Source organism: Silvania sp. (genome assembly GCF_051656365.1).
GTDB lineage: Bacteria > Pseudomonadota > Gammaproteobacteria > Enterobacterales > Enterobacteriaceae > Enterobacter > Enterobacter hatchlandensis.
Genome location: NZ_JBOGBT010000003.1, coordinates 40,485 through 57,964, shown reverse-complemented (window position 1 = coordinate 57,964; position 17,480 = coordinate 40,485). Strand labels below are relative to the sequence as shown.

Genomic DNA, 17,480 nt, shown 5'->3' with positions numbered 1-17,480 from the left:
TGTCAGGATCCGGCCCAGCTCAGCTGGCTGGATCTGCCGCCTGCGGTTAATCTCGCTGCGGCCCGTCGGTTATTAACCCAGCTCGGGGCACTGGCGGGGGAGCGGTTAACCTCGCACGGGCAGAAGATGGCCACGCTGGGCAACGACCCGCGGCTGGCGGCGATGCTGGCCCATGCGTCGGGCGATAGTGATATTGCCACGGCAGCAAAGCTGGCGGCGATCCTCGAACAGCCGCCACGCGGTGGCAGTAGCGATCTGCTGCAGGCCTTTTCCCGCAATCAGCCTGAGTGGCAGCAGCGTGCCCGGCAGCTGAGCCAGCGCCTGAGCAGTCGCGGCGGTGTGCCGGACAGCGACCGGGTGCCCGCGCTACTGGCGCAGGCCTTTCCCGACAGGATTGCCCGCCGACGCGGGCTTGATGGCCGCTATCAACTGGCGAACGGCATGGGGGCGATGCTGCAAAGCGATGACGCCATGACCCGCCATGAGTGGCTGATTGCCCCGCTGCTGTTGCAGGGGAGCCAGTCGCCGGATGCCCGCATTTTGCAGGCCGTTGCGCTGGATATCGACGCCCTGATCGCGGACTGTCCGGCGCTGGTGACCCAGTCTGACACGGTAGAGTGGGATGATGCCCAGGGAACGCTGAAAGCGCTGCGCCGCAGCCAGATTGGCCGCCTGACGATCGGCGTCCGGGCACTGGCAAAACCCTCAGAAGAGGAGCTGCACCAGGCGATGCTCAACGGCATCCGCGATAAAGGCCTCCGCGTGCTGAACTGGACGCCGGACGCGGAGCAGTATCGTCTCCGCCTGCACTGTGCTGCGCAGTGGCTCCCGGAGTATGACTGGCCCGCCGTCGATGACGCCTCGCTGCTGGCAACGCTGGAGCAGTGGTTGCTGCCGCAAATGCAGGGTGTACATTCACTGCGCGCCCTGAAAGCGCTGGATGTTAAGGCCGCGTTACAGAATTTAGCAGACTGGTCATTGCGTCAACGGCTGGTGAGTTTGCTGCCGGAGCATTACACTGTGCCGACCGGAAGCCGAATCGCCATTCGCTATCATGAGGATAATCCTCCGGCGCTGGCGGTACGGATGCAGGAGATGTTTGGGGAGGCGACGACGCCTGCGATCGCCGAAGGGCGCATTCCGCTGGTGCTGGAGCTGCTCTCCCCGGCGCAGCGCCCGCTGCAGATCACGCGCGATCTGGCTGCCTTCTGGGCAGGGAGCTACCGCGAAGTGCAAAAAGAGATGAAAGGGCGCTATCCCAAACACGTCTGGCCGGACGATCCGGCGAATACAGCACCCACCCGACGCACTAAAAAGTATTCGTAGGCCGGATAACGGGTCAATTTGAGAGATTTCTTCTTCCTCCACCAGGAGGAAGAGCTGAGAATCGGGCCCTTGCGCCTGATAGTTGCGGAGAGAAAGCATGGCGGGGAATGACCGCGAACCGATTGGACGTAAAGGAAAACCCTCACGTCCGGCGAAAGAGAAAGCAGGCCGTCGTCCACTCAGAGATGAGGATTACGACGATGATGTTGAAAATGAGTATCAGGATGAAGAGCCCGTGCCGCGTAAAACGAAAGGAAAAGGCAAGGGCAGCAAGCCGCGCGGCAAGCGTAGCTGGCTGTGGCTACTGCTGAAGCTGTTTATTGTTTTTGTGGTGTTGATGGCGATCTATGGCGTCTATCTGGACCAGAAGATCCGCAGCCGTATTGATGGAAAAGTCTGGCAGCTGCCGGCCGCTGTGTATGGTCGGATGGTTAACCTCGAGCCGGAAATGACCATCAGCAAGAACGAGATGGTCAAGTTGCTTGAGGCGACCCAGTATCGCCAGGTGACGAAGATGACCCGTCCCGGCGAGTTTACGGTGCAGGCGAAAAGCATTGAGATGATCCGCCGTCCGTTTGACTTCCCGGACAGCAAAGAGGGGCAGGTGCGCGCGCGTCTGACCTTCGATGGCGATCATATCGATACTATTGAGAACCTGGATAACAACCGTCAGTTCGGTTTCTTCCGTCTCGATCCGCGTTTGATCACCATGCTCTCTTCGCCAAACGGCGAGCAGCGCCTGTTTGTTGCACGTAATGGCTTCCCGGATTTGCTGGTGGATACCCTGCTGGCCACCGAAGACCGCCACTTCTACGAGCACGACGGCGTGAGCCTGTACTCCATTGGCCGCGCAGTGCTGGCAAACGTCACCGCCGGGCGGACGGTGCAGGGGGCGAGTACCCTGACCCAGCAGCTGGTGAAGAACCTGTTCCTCTCCAGCGAGCGCTCCTACTGGCGTAAAGCCAACGAAGCGTACATGGCGGTGCTGATGGACGCCCGTTACAGCAAAGATCGCATTCTTGAGCTGTACATGAACGAGGTTTATCTCGGTCAGAGTGGCGACAATGAAATTCGCGGCTTCCCGCTGGCGAGCCTGTACTACTTTGGCCGTCCGGTGGAAGAGCTAAGCCTCGACCAGCAGGCGCTGCTGGTGGGCATGGTGAAGGGTGCGTCGATCTACAACCCGTGGCGTAACCCTAAGCTGGCGCTGGAGCGGCGTAACCTGGTTCTGCGTCTGCTGCAGCAGCAGCAGGTGATCGACCAGGAGCTGTACGACATGCTCAGCGCGCGTCCGTTAGGCGTCCAGCCCCGCGGCGGCGTAATCTCCCCGCAGCCTGCCTTTATGCAGATGGTGCGTCAGGAGCTGCAGACCAAGCTTGGCGATAAGGTTAAAGATCTCTCCGGCGTGAAGATCTTCACCACCTTCGACTCTGTGGCGCAGGATGCTGCAGAGAAGGCGGCGGTAGAAGGTATCCCGGCGCTGAAAAAACAGCGCAAGCTGAGCGATCTGGAAACCGCGATGGTGGTAGTCGATCGTAACAGCGGCGAAGTGCGGGCAATGGTCGGCGGGGCAGAGCCTCAGTTTGCGGGCTATAACCGTGCGATGCAGGCGCGCCGTTCAATTGGCTCGCTGGCGAAACCGGCGACCTATCTCACCGCCCTGAGCCAGCCGAACCAGTATCGTCTGAACACCTGGATCGCCGATGCGCCGATTGCTTTGCGCCAGCCAAATGGCCAGGTGTGGTCGCCGCAGAATGACGACAAACAGTACAGCGGTCAGGTGATGCTTGTGGACGCCCTGACGCGTTCGATGAACGTGCCGACGGTCAACCTCGGGATGGCGCTGGGCTTGCCAGCGGTGACGGATACCTGGCTGAAGCTGGGCGTGCCGAAAGATCAGCTGCACCCGGTACCGGCGATGCTGCTCGGGGCCCTGAACCTGACGCCTATCGAAGTGGCGCAGGCGTTCCAGACCATCGCCAGCGGCGGTAACCGCGCCCAGCTCTCTGCGCTGCGTTCCGTGATTGCCGAAGATGGCACGGCGCTTTACCAGAGCTTCCCGCAGGCCGAACGTGCCGTCCCGGCGCAGGCCGCGTACATGACGCTGTGGACCATGCAGCAGGTGGTGCAGCGCGGAACCGGTCGCCAGCTTGGCGCGAAGTATCCGGGTCTGCATCTGGCCGGTAAAACCGGGACCACCAACAACAACGTTGATACCTGGTTTGCGGGCATCGACGGGCGTGAAGTGGTGATCACCTGGGTTGGTCGTGACAACAACCAGCCGACGAAGCTATACGGCGCCAGCGGGGCGATGTCGATTTATCAGCGCTATCTGGCTAACCAGTCGCCGGTGCCGTTAACCCTGACACCACCGGAAGATATCGTCGATATGGGCGTGGACGAGTCGGGCAACTTCGTGTGTGGCGGCGGGATGCGCAGTGTGCCGGTCTGGACCGCGAACCCGGACTCCCTGTGTCAGGCGCCAGCGCCACAGCCAACGGGCAACCCGTTTGACCAGTCTTCTCAGCCTCAACAGCCGCAGCAGCAGCAACAACAACAGCCGCAGCAGCAGAATGAGAAGAAAGACAGCGACGGTGTCGCGGGCTGGATCAAGGACATGTTCGGCGGTAACTAACCTGCATCATTCCCTCTCCTGCGGGAGAGGGAATCTCTTCACCTCAAACCAACATCTCCCCAACAGCAATATCCCTGTTTATTAACCCTTCAATGCCCATTGATTATTTCTTATACCCTCAATTCTTGTAGGGCCGCATACCACTTGCTATGCCGGGAATGTTTCGCATAATATGCTGCGGTCATAATAATAATTCTCGTTTACGTTATCATTCACTCTTGCTCAGAGAGATACCAATGGCGCTTTCAAAAACTGCTCAGCCAATGAATCCTTCACTGCGTAAAATCGCAGTTGTTGTAGCCACAGCGGTTAGCGGCATGTCTGCTTATGCCCAGGCTGCTGAAACCCCTAAAAAAGAAGAAACCATCACCGTAACCGCAGCGCCTGCGCCTCAGGAGAGTGCCTGGGGTCCAGCGGCGACCATCGCGGCACGCCAGTCGGCGACAGCGACCAAAACCGACACCCCGATCCAAAAGGTGCCGCAGTCGATTTCCGTTGTCACCGCCGAAGAGATGGCGTTACATCAGCCTAAATCGGTAAAAGAGGCGCTCAGCTACACCCCAGGCGTTGCCGTGGGCACCCGTGGCGCATCGAACACCTATGATTACCTGATCATCCGCGGCTTTGCCGCCGACGGCCAAAGTCAGAATAACTATCTGAACGGCCTGAAGATGCAGGGTAACTTCTATAACGATGCGGTCGTTGACCCGTATATGCTGGAACGTGCTGAAGTGATGCGCGGTCCGGTTTCCGTTCTGTACGGAAAGAGCAACCCGGGCGGCCTGCTGAACATGGTCAGTAAGCGCCCAACCACTGAACCGCTAAAAGAGATTCAGTTTAAAGCGGGCACCAACAGCCTGTTCCAGACCGGCTTTGACTTCAGCGACGCGCTGGATGACGATGGCGTTTACTCCTATCGTTTAACCGGCCTGGCGCGCTCCGCCAACGCCCAGCAGAAGGGGGCAGAAGAGCAACGTTATGCCATCGCCCCGGCATTCAGCTGGCGCCCGGATGACAAAACTAACTTCACCTTCCTGTCCTATTTCCAGAACGAGCCAGAAACCGGTTACTACGGATGGCTGCCAAAAGAGGGCACCGTAACCGAGCTGCCAAACGGCAAGCGTCTGTCCACGGATTTCAACGAAGGTGCAGACAACAACACCTACTCTCGTAACGAGAAGATGGTGGGTTACAGCTTCGACCACGAATTCAACGACACCTTTACCGTGCGTCAGAACCTGCGTTACGCCGAAAACAGAACCTCGCAAAACAGCGTGTATGGCTACGGCATGTGCTCCGATCCGATGTATTCGAGCAACCCGGCCACCAGCCCTTGCGCCAGCGTTCCTCAGTCGCAGTGGGATCATACCCTGACCCGTCAGTACGTGATTGATAACGAAAAACTGCAGAACTTCACCGTCGATACCCAGCTGCAGAGCAAGTTTGCCATCGGTTCTGTCGATCACACGCTGCTGACCGGCGTTGACTTTATGCGTATGCGTAACGACATCGATTCCTGGTTTGGTTATGCCGGTTCCGTTGCGCCGTCCGATATCTATAACCTGGACCGCAGCGACTTCGATTTTGGCGCCCACCCAGGCCCATCAGGCGCGTATCAGGTGCTGAACAAACAGAAGCAGACTGGCCTGTACGTGCAGGATCAGATGCAGTGGGAGAAAGTGCTGGTCACCCTTGGCGGTCGTTACGACTGGGCGAAGCAGGACTCTCTGAACCGTGTTCTTGCGACAGAAGATTCCCGGGATGATAAAGAGTTCACCTGGCGCGGCGGGGTTAACTACCTGTTCGATAACGGTGTAACGCCATATTTCAGCTATAGCGAATCCTTCGAACCGGCTTCCACCCTGGGTGCTGACGGCAATATTTTTGCACCGTCTAAAGGTAAGCAGTACGAAGCGGGTGTGAAATACGTCCCGAACGATCGTCCGATTGTGTTGACCGGGGCGCTCTATCAGTTGACCAAAACCAACAACCTGATGGCCGACCCTGCGGGCTCGTTCTTCTCGGTTCAGGGTGGCGAGATCCGCGCCCGTGGTGTTGAAATTGAAGCTAAAGCCGCGCTGTCTGCCAGCGTCAACGTGGTCGGGTCATACACCTACACCGACGTCGAGTACACCACGGATACCAACTACAAAGGCAACACCCCGGCACAGGTTCCAGAACATATGGCATCCCTGTGGGCGGATTATACCCTGTATGAAGGTGCGCTCTCTGGCCTGACGCTGGGTACCGGTGGTCGTTACTCTGGTTCCAGCTATGGCGATCCGGCGAACAGCTTCAAAGTGGGTAGCTACACCGTTGTGGATGCACTGGTCCGTTACGATCTGGCGCGTGTTGGCATGGCGGGCTCTAACGTCGCGATCCATGTGAACAACCTGTTTGATCGTGAATACGTTGCCAGCTGCTTCAACACCTACGGCTGTTTCTGGGGAGCTGAACGCCAGGTGGTTGCCACGGCGACCTTCCGCTTCTAATCTTCATTCTCTCTTTTGGGCACGGCTTTTCGTGCCCTTTACTTAAGTTGGCCACCATGCAGGATAACAAACCGCAATCTGACACCACCTTTGCGCTAGACGGTACTTCCTTTCGTGTTCCCGGACGCACGCTGCTGCATCCGCTTTCGCTGACCTTCCCCGCAGGCAAAGTCACAGGCCTTATCGGTCATAACGGCTCCGGCAAATCCACATTACTGAAAATGCTCGGCCGTCATCAGCCGCCGTCAGAAGGGGATATTCTGCTGGACGGACAGCCGCTGGAGAGCTGGAACAGCAAGGCATTTGCGCGCAAAGTGGCTTATCTGCCACAGCAGCTGCCGCAGGCGGAAGGAATGACCGTACGGGAACTGGTGGCGATTGGGCGTTATCCCTGGCATGGCGCGTTAGGGCGTTTTGGCGTCGCCGACCGTGAGAAAGTGGAAGAAGCCATTTCGCTGGTGGGGCTCAAGCCGTTGGCCCATCGTCTGGTGGACAGTCTTTCCGGCGGCGAGCGCCAGCGCGCATGGATCGCCATGCTGGTGGCGCAGGACAGCCGCTGCTTACTGCTGGATGAACCCACCTCGGCGCTGGACATTGCCCATCAGGTGGACGTGCTGGCGCTGGTGCACCGCTTAAGCCAGCAGCGCGGATTAACGGTGATTGCCGTGCTGCACGATATCAACATGGCGGCGCGTTACTGCGATTATCTGGTGGCATTGCGCGGCGGCGATATGATAGCCCAGGGCACGCCTGCTGAGCTGATGCGCAGTGACACGCTGGAACACATTTACGGAATTCCGATGGGAATTCTGCCGCATCCGGCCGGTGCGGCGCCGGTGAGCTTTGTCTATTGATGTCTGATTTACTGATTAGCCGCCGTCGGCTGTTGACGGCTATGGCGCTTTCGCCGCTGCTGTGGAAAATGGGCACGGCGCATGCCGCCGCCATCGATCCGCATCGTATTGTGGCCCTCGAGTGGCTGCCGGTTGAACTGCTGCTGGCGCTCGGCGTCACCCCCTACGGCGTGGCCGATATTCCCAACTACACCCTGTGGGTGAACGAACCTCGTCTGCCCGCGTCGGTTATCGATATCGGCCTGCGTACCGAACCCAATCTCGAACTGCTGACCCAGATGAAACCCTCTTACCTCGTATGGTCGGCGGGCTATGGCCCGTCGGAAGAGAAGCTGGCGCGGATTGCACCGGGGCGTGGGTTCGCCTTTAGCGACGGAAAAAAACCGCTGGCTAATGCCCGCAAATCCTTAACCGAGATGGCGCAACTGTTGAATATGGACGCGGCCGCCCGCTCGCATCTCGATCATTTCGACAGTGTGATTGACAGCTTCAAGCCGCGTTTTGCAGGCCGGGGCGATCGCCCGCTGCTGATGGTCACTCTGCTCGACGCGCGTCATATGCTGGTGTTTGGCAATAACTGCCTGTTCCAGGAAGTGCTGGATCGCTATGGCATTAAAAACGCCTGGGAAGGGGAGATGACCTTCTGGGGCAGTACCGCAGTGGGGATCGATCGCCTGGCCATGTTCCGCGATGTGGACGTGCTCTGTTTCGACCACGGCAACGAGCGTGAAATGCAGGCCTTAATGGCGACGCCGCTGTGGCAGGCGATGCCGTTTGTTCGCCAGCAGCGCGTGAAGCGCGTGCCTGCGGTGTGGTTCTACGGGGCAACGCTGTCGGCGATGCACTTTGCCCGCGTGCTGGATAATGCGCTGGGAGGTCAGGCATGAAATCACGGATAGCCCTGTTCCCGGCGCTGCTAATGGCCGCGCTGTTGGTTCTGGCGCTGGGTTTGACCTGGTCTAATCTCAATCTGGCCCTGCCGCGCGCGCAGTGGAGCAGCGCGTTAGTTGCCCCTGATATCGACAATATTCAGCAGATGCTGTTCCACTACAGCCTGATGCCACGACTGGCGATCTCGCTGCTGGTGGGGGCAGGCCTTGGGCTGGTGGGGGTGCTTTTCCAGCAGGTGCTGCGTAATCCGCTGGCGGAGCCGACCACCCTTGGCGTGGCAACCGGGGCTCAACTGGGGATGACCATCATCACCCTGTGGTCGCTGCCGGGCGCGCTGGCACCGCAGTTTGCGGCGTTGGTGGGGGCCTGCGTGGTGGGGGCAATTGTGTTTGGCGTGGCGTGGGGCAAGCGCCTGTCGCCGGTGACGCTGATCCTCGCGGGGCTGGTGGTGAGCCTGTACTGCGGCGCGGTCAATCAGCTGTTGGTCATCTTCCATCACGATCAGCTCCAGAGCATGTTCCTGTGGAGCACCGGGACGCTGACGCAGACCGACTGGAGTATCGTTCAGCGCCTGTGGCCACAGCTACTTGGTGGCGTGCTGCTGACCCTGCTGCTGCTGCGCCCGCTGACCTTAATGGGGCTGGATGACGGCGTGGCGCGCAACCTCGGGCTGGCGCTGTCGCTGGCGCGGCTGGCGGCGTTAACGCTGGCGATTGTCATCAGCGCCCTGCTGGTCAATGCGGTCGGCATTATTGGTTTTATCGGCCTGTTTGCGCCACTGCTGGCAAAAATGCTCGGCGCACGACGCTTGCTATCCCGCCTGATCCTGGCCCCGCTGATTGGGGCGCTGATCCTCTGGCTCTCCGATCAGGTGATCCTCTGGCTGATGCGGGTGTGGATGGAAGTCTCGACCGGTTCAGTAACGGCACTGATTGGTGCACCGCTGCTGCTGTGGCTGCTGCCGCGCCTGCGCAGCATGAATACCCCGGCCATGAACGGCGGGGATAAAGTGAGTGCGGAGCGTCAGCATGTCCTCGGGTATGCGCTGGCGGGCGGTGCGGTACTGTTGCTGGCGGTGATAGCCGCGCTGACGTTTGGTCGCGATGCGCAGGGCTGGCACTGGGCGAGCGGGACGATGCTCGACGAGCTGATGCCGTGGCGCGCGCCGCGTATTTTTGCCGCGCTGATCGCCGGGGTGATGCTGGCAGTGGCGGGGTGCATTATTCAGCGCCTGACCGGCAACCCAATGGCGAGCCCGGAAGTGCTGGGGATCAGCTCCGGTGCGGCGTTTGGCGTGGTGCTGATGCTGTTCTTTGTGCCGGGGAATGCCTTCGGCTGGCTGATGCCAGCGGGCAGTATCGGCGCGGCGGTGACGCTGCTGATCATCATGATTGCTGCCGGGCGCGGTGGATTCTCGCCACATCGGATGTTGCTGGCGGGGATGGCGTTAAGTACCGCCTTCACCATGCTGTTGATGATGCTGCAGGCCAGCGGCGATCCGCGGATGGCGCAGATTCTGACCTGGATTTCCGGTTCAACCTATAACGCCACCACCGAGCAGGTAGTGCGCACCGGCATCGCGATGATCGTCCTGCTGGCGATTGTTCCCCTGTGCCGTCGCTGGTTAACGGTGCTGCCGCTGGGGGGCGATACAGCCCGTTCGGTGGGGATGGCGCTGAGCACCTCGCGTATCGGCCTGCTGCTGCTGGCGGCCTGTCTGACCGCGACCGCCACCCTGACCATTGGCCCGCTGAGCTTTATCGGCCTGATGGCGCCACATATTGCGCGGATGATGGGTTTTCGTCGGACGATGCCGCACATGGTGATGTCGGCGTTAACCGGGGGAATACTGCTGGTGTTTGCCGACTGGTGCGGACGGATGGTGCTGTTCCCGTATCAGATCCCGGCAGGGCTGCTGTCGACCTTTATCGGTGCGCCGTACTTTATCTATCTGCTGCGTAAGCAGAGCCGGTAACAAATGCAAAACGGCAACCATCTGGTTGCCGTTTTTAGTGTTTTCTCCCTCTCCCTGTGGGAGAGGGCTGGGGTGAGGGCATCATGCCGCACCCGGCAAACAACGTTATCAGAGCTTGGCAAACACCTTACGCGCCGCGTCGAGAGTAGTGTTGATATCCTCTTCGCTGTGCGCGACCGACATAAAGCCTGCCTCGAACGCCGACGGTGCCAGATAGACACCCTCTTCCAGCATCAGGTGGAAGAAGCGCTTGAAGCGCTCAACGTCGCACTTCACTACATCCTGATAGCTGGTCACGGTTTTGGCTTCAGTGAAGAAGATGCCGAACATGCCGCCAACGTGGTTTACCACCAGCGGAATACCGGTATCTTCTGCAGCCTCCAGCAGACCGTTGGCCAGTTGGGTAGTACGCTCAGTCAAGGTGGTATGAATACCCGGCTGCGCCACTTCGTTCAAGCAGGCAAACCCGGCGGCCATGGCAATCGGGTTACCCGACAGCGTACCCGCCTGATACACCGGACCGGTTGGGGCCAGCGCATCCATCACCTCTTTACGCCCGCCAAACGCGCCTACCGGCATACCGCCGCCGATGATTTTGCCAAGGCAGGTCAGATCCGGCACCACGTCGTAATACGCCTGCGCACCCGCCAGTGCGACGCGGAAACCTGTCATCACTTCGTCGATAATCAGCAGCGCATTAAACTCGTCGCACAGGGCACGCAGACCCTGCAGGAAGCCCGGCTGCGGCGGGATGCAGTTCATGTTGCCCGCCACCGGCTCAACGATAATGCAAGCGATCTCCTGCGGATACTGCTCGAAAGCGGCGCGCACGGAGTCCAGATCGTTATAGGTACAGGTCAGGGTATGCTTCGCGAAGTCTGCCGGTACGCCCGGGGAGTTCGGCTGGCCGAGGGTCAGCGCACCCGAGCCGGCTTTCACCAGCAGGCAGTCGGCGTGGCCGTGGTAGCAGCCTTCGAACTTGATGATTTTATCGCGACCGGTAAAGCCACGGGCAAGACGGATGGCGCTCATGGTCGCTTCGGTACCGGAGTTCACCATGCGCACCATATCCATGGTCGGCACCAGTTCGGTCACCAGCGCGGCCATTTTCACTTCCATCTCGGTTGGCGCGCCGAAGCTCAGGCCGCGCTGGGCTGCTTCAATCACCGCATTGCGGATACTCGGGTGGTTATGGCCAAGCACCATCGGGCCCCAGGAGCCGACGTAGTCGATATAGGCTTTGCCATCCACATCGTACAGGTACGCGCCATCGGCACGTTCGATAAACAGCGGTGTACCGCCCACGCCGGTAAAAGCACGTACGGGGGAGTTCACACCGCCAGGGATAAGTTCGCGGGCCGCGCTGTAAAGAGTTTCAGACTTGCTCATGGCGTCGTTCCTGGTTTCGGGAAAAGAATGTAGCTCGCTATTCTAAGTGATTCGCGCCGGGTTATGCACCTTTGCGCACTTTAAACCTACTATTCATTAATTAAATTGTTGCGACGCGGGCGGCGATGGCCTTTAAAATGCCGTCCTTTCCCTGACATACTCATAATTGATTATCTGATGAAAACTGACGCTCCCTCTTATGAAATGCAGCAACATGCGCGGCTCTGGCGCAGAGTCAGGATCCGCCGTCTGCTGAACCGGGATAAAACACCGCTGGCCATTTTGCTGATGGCCGCGCTGGTCGGCACGCTCGCAGGGTTGGTTGGCGTGGCTTTTGAAAAAGCCGTCAATGCGGTGCTGTACTGGCGTGTCGGCACGCTGGCGGGCTGGGCGGATCGTCCGCTGCTGGTCTGGCCGATGGCCTTTTTACTGTCTGCCCTGCTGGCGATGGTGGGCTACTTTCTGGTGCGTAAATATGCCCCGGAGGCGGGCGGGTCGGGTATTCCTGAGATTGAAGGTGCGCTGGAAGAGCTGCGGCCGGTGCGCTGGTGGCGGGTGCTGCCGGTGAAATTCATTGGTGGGATGGGCACGCTCGGCGCGGGCATGGTGCTGGGCCGTGAAGGGCCGACGGTACAGATCGGCGGTAATATTGGGCGCATGGTGGGGGATCTGTTTCGTATGCGCAGCGCCGAAGCCCGGCATACCCTGCTGGCCACGGGGGCCGCGGCGGGGCTGTCCGCCGCCTTTAACGCCCCGCTGGCGGGGATCCTGTTTATCATCGAAGAGATGCGCGCGCAGTTTCGCTATAGTCTGATCTCGATTAAAGCGGTATTTACGGGCGTTATCATGTCGAGCATCGTTTTCCGCCTGTTCAATGGCGAAGCGGCGGTGATCGAGGTCGGTAAGCTCAGCAATGCCCCGGTAAACACCCTCTGGCTGTATCTGATCCTCGGCATGATTTTTGGCGTAGTGGGGCCGCTGTTTAACACCCTTATACTGCGGACTCAGGATCTGTTTCAGCGCATTCATGGTGGGAATACGACAAAATGGGTGCTGGTCGGCGGGCTACTGGGCGGCATGTGTGGCGTGCTGGGGATGATCCTGCCCGAGGCCGCAGGCGGCGGGTTTAATCTTATCCCGATCGCTACGGCCGGGAATTTTAGCGTGAGCCTGCTGCTGGTGCTGTTTATCGTCCGGGTGGCGACAACGCTGCTGTGCTTTTCTTCCGGTGCGCCGGGCGGGATCTTTGCCCCGATGCTGGCGTTAGGCACTTTGCTGGGGTCGGCCTTTGGTATGGCGGCTACGGTGGGTTTTCCGGCCTATCACCTTGATGCAGGCACCTTTGCCATTGCCGGGATGGGGGCGCTGCTGGCGGCGTCGTTGCGTGCGCCGTTAACTGGCATCGTGCTGGTACTGGAAATGACCGATAATTATCAGCTCATTTTGCCAATGATCATTACTTGCCTTGGCGCGACACTATTAGCCCAATTCCTGGGTGGAAAACCGCTATACTCCACGATCCTTGCCCGCACCCTGGCGAAGCAGAATACTTGATTGGATTACCAGGGTATTAGATAATGACAATAAGCATTGGGTGATTTTTGCCCACTGGTAGTATTCATGGGAGCATAAGATGAGTGATGACGTAGCGCTGCCGTTGCAGTTTACAGAAGCAGCAGCCAGTAAAGTGAAAACCCTGATTGCCGACGAAGACAATCCGGATCTGAAACTGCGCGTGTATATTACTGGCGGCGGCTGCAGCGGCTTCCAGTATGGTTTCACCTTTGACGATCAGATTAACGACGGTGATATGACCATTGAGAAGCAGGGCGTTTCACTGGTTGTTGACCCGATGAGTCTGCAATATCTGGTGGGTGGGGCTGTCGATTATACCGAAGGGCTGGAAGGTTCCCGCTTTGTGGTGACCAACCCGAACGCGACCAGCACCTGTGGGTGTGGTTCGTCGTTCAGCATCTAAAGATGCGGTCTGGGTGCCCTTGCCCCAGCCCTCTCCTAAGAAGAGAGGGAGCTGAAACTAAAAACGGTAACTCTAAGGTTACCGTTTTGCTTTATTACCGGCCGTTCTCATCCAGCGCAAACGTCGGCAGCTTTAAGTGCCAGCGGATTGCCGCCAGTCGAATCCCCAGCGTCACCACCATCCCGATCATCGCCGCCGTTTCGAGCTCAATGCCAAAAGTGTAGAACGCCGTAGCGTGGACTATCCCGCCAATAATGCAGGCCGTTGCGTAGATTTCCGTTCGCAGGATCATCGGCACTTCACGCGCCAGAATATCGCGGATAATGCCGCCGCCCACGCCGGTCAGCACGCCCATACAGATAGCCACCATCGGTCCGGTACCGGCCATAAAGGCTTTGTTGACGCCAATTCCGACAAACACCGCCAGGCCGACCGCATCCAATACTGGCAGGACCCATTTTGGCAGGCGACGCGGCTGACGTACCAGCACAATGGTCAGCAGGCAGGTCACCATCGCCACCACCAGATCGGTGGGATCCCTGACCCAAAATACCGGACCGTGGTCGAGCGCCATATCGCGGATGGTCCCGCCCCCTACGGCCGTCACCACGCCCAGTACCAGCACCCCAAAGGGATCCATGCGTAATTTACCGGCCAGCAAAACGCCGGAAATGGCAAAAACGGCTGTGCCAAGAATATCCAGCCAATAAACGAGCATCGTAATCCTCGAGAAATTAGTGGCTCTGCGACAGCGCAGAGCAGAGTTGTTTTGCGGCGAGGATAATACGCGGGCTTGCGCGTTCAAACCAGTCACTCTTAAGGGCAATCACCGGTATTTTTAACTGACTTTGCCAGTACCGTTCGATTCGAGGAATGTCGCCCGCAGAACCGGCCACGACGATGGCCTGCGGCTGGCGCGCCAGTACCTGTTCGCGGCTTACCTGCGGCCAGGGGACGCGGCTGGCGGCAAAGATATTTTCTCCGCCACAGACTTCCAGTACCTGGTGCTGCAGCGATCCCTGGCTGGTAGTGAATAAGGGGAGCTCGCCAAACTGCAGGAAGACGCGCTTTTTCGGCTGTGCGCCGTAGTGGGCTTTAAGGGCCGTAAACTCATCAAGCAGCTGCTGCGCGGCCAGCCGGGCCTTTTCAGGGGTCGGGCTCCAGGGGGCGAGATCGCGCAGGGCTTGCGCGACCTGTTCGACGCGGGTGGCGTCAATCCAGAGTACTTTTATGCCGAGCGATGAAAGCTGATTCACCTGACGTTCCGCATTGCCGCCGCGCCAGGCCAGCACCAGATCGGGTTTCAGGGCTACTATCCGTTCGATGTTCATACCCTGCCAGCTTGCCACCTGCTCGATGTGCTCTGCTTCGGGAGGGTAATCGGAAAAGCTGCTGACGCCAACAGGGGTGATTCCGGCGGCAAAGGCCAGTTCGGTATTGGCAGGGGAGAGGGAGATAACACGCGGCGCGGCCAGAAGCCACGCCGGTGTCAGTAGAAACAGCGCAATAAGCGCCCTGAAAAGGGGCTTAGCCACGCGCCAGTTTCTGTACCAGTGTCTCAACCATCAGGCTGGACTGTTTGGCCGCAACCACGAGGAACTCGTCGAAGCTCAGGTGAGACTGCTGATCGGCCACGTCGGAGATGGCGCGAACCACCACAAACGGCACCTTAAAGTTGTGGCAAACATGGGCAATGGCGGTGGCTTCCATTTCAACGGCAACGGCCTGAGGGAAGTTTTGACGGATTTTCGCCAGGTTTTCGGAACCGTTGATAAACGCATCGCCGCTGACAATCAGGCCGCGCACGGCGTTGAGGTTCAGCTCTGTGATGCAGCTTTCAGCGGCGGCAATCAGCTGGTCATCGGCTTTAAAGCCTGCCGGACAGCCCGGAAGCTGGCCCAGCTCGTAACCGAACGCGGTGACGTCGGCATCGTGATAGCGTGCTTCGTCAGACACCACGATATCGCCCACTTTCAGCGTTGGCGCCAGGCCACCCGCAGAGCCGGTATTGACGATCACGTCCGGCTTGCAGCGCTCCAGCAGCAGCGTGGCGCCCAGTGCGGCAGAGACTTTACCGATACCGGATCTCAGCAGAGCAACTTCAGTTCCGTTCAGCAGGCCGGTGTAAATCTCACAGCCGCCCAGAGAGAGGGTCTGACGGTTTTCGATTTTGTCACGCAGCAGCGTAACTTCTTCTTCCATTGCTCCAATAATACCGATTTTCATAGATTTACTCGCGATGTGCCATGTTTGAAGGCATAGTCTATCATGCGCTTTAGGGGAATCGTATTTTCCGCGCGGGAGAGCACATGATACAGATTGATTTTCGCACCAAGATTAACTGGCACCGTCGCTATCGCTCCCCACAAGGGGATAAGAGCGAGCATGAGATCCTGAGGATCTTCGAAAGCGACCGCGGACGTATCGTCAACTCCCCGGCGATCCGTCGTCTACAGCAAAAAACCCAGGTCTTTCCCCTCGAACGTAACGCCGCGGTACGCACGCGCCTGACCCACTCGCTGGAAGTGCAGCAGGTGGGACGCTATATCGCGAAAGAGATTTTGAGCCGCCTGAAAGAGCAGCGTCTGCTGGAACCCTACGGGCTGGGAGAACTGACCGGGCCGTTTGAAAGCATCGTTGAGATGGCGTGCCTGATGCACGACATTGGCAACCCGCCCTTCGGTCATTTTGGCGAAGCGGCGATCAACGACTGGTTCCGTCAGCGCCTGTTTCCCTCGGATGCCGCCAGCCAGCCGCTGAGTAGCGATCGCTGTGCGATCCCGGCTTTGCGCCTGCGCGAAGGAGAAGAGGGGCTGAACGATCTGCGTCGCAAAGTCCGTCAGGATCTGTGCCACTTTGAAGGCAATGCCCAGGGCATCCGTCTGGTGCATTCGCTGATGCGCATGAACCTTACCTGGGCGCAGGTGGGCTGCATCCTCAAATATACCCGTCCCGCATGGTGGCAAGGTGAACCGCCCGCCACGCATAATTATTTGATGAAAAAACCCGGCTATTATTTCTCTGAAGAGAGTTATATCGACAGGCTGCGTCAAGAACTCTCCCTGACGCCCCATGGTCGTTTTCCATTGACCTGGATTATGGAAGCAGCGGACGACATTTCCTATTGCGTAGCCGATCTGGAGGACGCCGTCGAGAAAAGAATATTCAGCGTCGAGGAACTTTATCAGCACCTTTATGATGCCTGGGGAACGCATAAGAAAGGCTCGCTGTTCTCGCAGGTGGTCGAAAATGCCTGGGAAAAATCACGTTCCAATACCCTGAGTCGCAGTACGGAAGATCAGTTCTTTATGTATTTACGCGTGAATACTTTAAATAAGCTGGTGCCTTACGCCGCTGAGCGTTTTATTGACAATATGGCGCAGATTTATCAGGGCGAATTTAACCATGCGCTGCTTGAGGACGACAGCAGCTACAGCCAACTTCTTGAACTGTATAAAAATGTCGCTGTGCGCCATGTCTTCAGTCATCCGGAGGTTGAGCAGCTTGAATTACAGGGATATCGCGTCATCAGCGGCTTGCTCGACATCTACAGTCCGCTGCTACAATTATCCGTCGAGGCCTTTAGCGAGCTGGTGGAAAAGGAGCGGGTGCGTCGCTTGCCGATTGAATCGCGCTTATTTCATAAACTTTCTCCCCGCCATCGTCTGGCCTACGTGGAAGCGGTCAGCAAATTTGACCGGCAGCAGCCTGACTGGCCCGTGCTTGAGTTTTATTATCGCTGTCGTCTGATCCAGGACTATATCAGCGGGATGACCGATTTGTATGCATGGGATGAATACCGCAAACTGATGGCGGTGGAATAAGGCGGAGTTTTGTAAAGACGAACAATAAATTTTTACTTTTTCCAGAAACTTAATACCGGAACTTCGTGCAAAGAAATGAATCTGATATACACAGCAATTGTGCGTGACCTGTAAAT

The 17,480-nt window shown here is 58.4% G+C and carries 13 protein-coding genes; 9 read left to right on the top strand and 4 right to left on the bottom strand.

Annotated features, from left to right (window positions below):
- From hrpB to fhuB, 6 genes are all read left to right on the top strand, one after another.
- Nucleotides 1-1,326: ATP-dependent helicase HrpB (gene hrpB / locus ACRDD5_RS00505; RefSeq protein ID WP_438675567.1), on the top strand; the 1,326-nt coding region annotated here is incomplete at its 5' end.
- A gap of 97 nt (nucleotides 1,327-1,423) precedes the next feature.
- Complete coding sequence (gene mrcB, locus ACRDD5_RS00500; protein WP_271282397.1) at nucleotides 1,424-3,961, top strand: bifunctional glycosyl transferase/transpeptidase; 2,538 nt, start codon at nucleotides 1,424-1,426, stop codon at nucleotides 3,959-3,961.
- A 236-nt stretch (nucleotides 3,962-4,197) separates the two neighbouring features.
- Nucleotides 4,198-6,453: a ferrichrome porin FhuA gene (fhuA, locus tag ACRDD5_RS00495; RefSeq protein ID WP_438675566.1), complete on the top strand. Its 2,256-nt coding sequence runs from the start codon at nucleotides 4,198-4,200 to the stop codon at nucleotides 6,451-6,453.
- A gap of 56 nt (nucleotides 6,454-6,509) precedes the next feature.
- Nucleotides 6,510-7,307, top strand: coding sequence for a Fe3+-hydroxamate ABC transporter ATP-binding protein FhuC (gene fhuC / locus ACRDD5_RS00490; RefSeq protein WP_438675565.1), 798 nt, complete (start codon nucleotides 6,510-6,512; stop codon nucleotides 7,305-7,307).
- Complete coding sequence (gene fhuD / locus ACRDD5_RS00485; RefSeq protein ID WP_418939606.1) at nucleotides 7,307-8,194, top strand: Fe(3+)-hydroxamate ABC transporter substrate-binding protein FhuD; 888 nt, start codon at nucleotides 7,307-7,309, stop codon at nucleotides 8,192-8,194. Before fhuC ends, fhuD begins: the two co-directional genes overlap by 1 nt.
- Nucleotides 8,191-10,173 carry a Fe(3+)-hydroxamate ABC transporter permease FhuB gene (gene fhuB, locus ACRDD5_RS00480; RefSeq protein WP_438675564.1) on the top strand — a complete coding sequence of 661 codons (1,983 nt, stop codon included), beginning with the start codon at nucleotides 8,191-8,193 and terminating at the stop codon, nucleotides 10,171-10,173. The genes fhuD and fhuB overlap by 4 nt, the downstream gene beginning before the upstream one ends.
- 108 nt (nucleotides 10,174-10,281) lie before the next feature.
- Here fhuB and hemL read toward each other — a convergent pair whose 3' ends face one another.
- Nucleotides 10,282-11,562: a glutamate-1-semialdehyde 2,1-aminomutase gene (gene hemL, locus ACRDD5_RS00475; protein ID WP_271282392.1), complete on the bottom strand. Its 1,281-nt coding sequence runs from the start codon at nucleotides 11,560-11,562 to the stop codon at nucleotides 10,282-10,284.
- Between the two features lie 177 nt (nucleotides 11,563-11,739).
- Here hemL and clcA point away from each other — a divergent pair, with 177 nt between their 5' ends.
- Nucleotides 11,740-13,116 (top strand): H(+)/Cl(-) exchange transporter ClcA, encoded by a 1,377-nt coding sequence (gene clcA / locus ACRDD5_RS00470; protein ID WP_438675563.1) that lies wholly within the window; start codon nucleotides 11,740-11,742, stop codon nucleotides 13,114-13,116.
- 79 nt (nucleotides 13,117-13,195) lie between these two features.
- Entirely contained in the window at nucleotides 13,196-13,540 is a 345-nt protein-coding gene (gene erpA / locus ACRDD5_RS00465) for an iron-sulfur cluster insertion protein ErpA (RefSeq protein ID WP_271282390.1), read from the top strand.
- Between the two features lie 94 nt (nucleotides 13,541-13,634).
- Here the strand turns inward: erpA and ACRDD5_RS00460 are convergent, their stop codons facing one another.
- The 3 genes from ACRDD5_RS00460 to mtnN are packed head-to-tail and all read right to left on the bottom strand — an operon-like array spanning nucleotide 13,635 to nucleotide 15,766.
- The gene (locus ACRDD5_RS00460) at nucleotides 13,635-14,258 is read right to left on the bottom strand and encodes a TRIC cation channel family protein (protein ID WP_271282389.1); all 624 of its coding nucleotides are present in this window, start codon (nucleotides 14,256-14,258) and stop codon (nucleotides 13,635-13,637) included.
- Nucleotides 14,259-14,274: 16 nt separating this feature from the next.
- Nucleotides 14,275-15,075, bottom strand: a complete 801-nt coding sequence (btuF, locus tag ACRDD5_RS00455) for a vitamin B12 ABC transporter substrate-binding protein BtuF (protein WP_438675562.1) — start codon at nucleotides 15,073-15,075, stop codon at nucleotides 14,275-14,277.
- Nucleotides 15,068-15,766, bottom strand: a complete 699-nt coding sequence (mtnN, locus tag ACRDD5_RS00450) for a 5'-methylthioadenosine/S-adenosylhomocysteine nucleosidase (protein ID WP_438675561.1) — start codon at nucleotides 15,764-15,766, stop codon at nucleotides 15,068-15,070. The genes btuF and mtnN overlap by 8 nt, the downstream gene beginning before the upstream one ends.
- Nucleotides 15,767-15,849: 83 nt before the next feature.
- On the opposite strand from mtnN, the gene dgt reads away from it, so the two are divergent.
- Nucleotides 15,850-17,364, top strand: coding sequence for a dGTPase (dgt, locus tag ACRDD5_RS00445; protein WP_438675560.1), 1,515 nt, complete (start codon nucleotides 15,850-15,852; stop codon nucleotides 17,362-17,364).
- The last annotated feature ends 116 nt before the right edge of the window (nucleotides 17,365-17,480 follow it).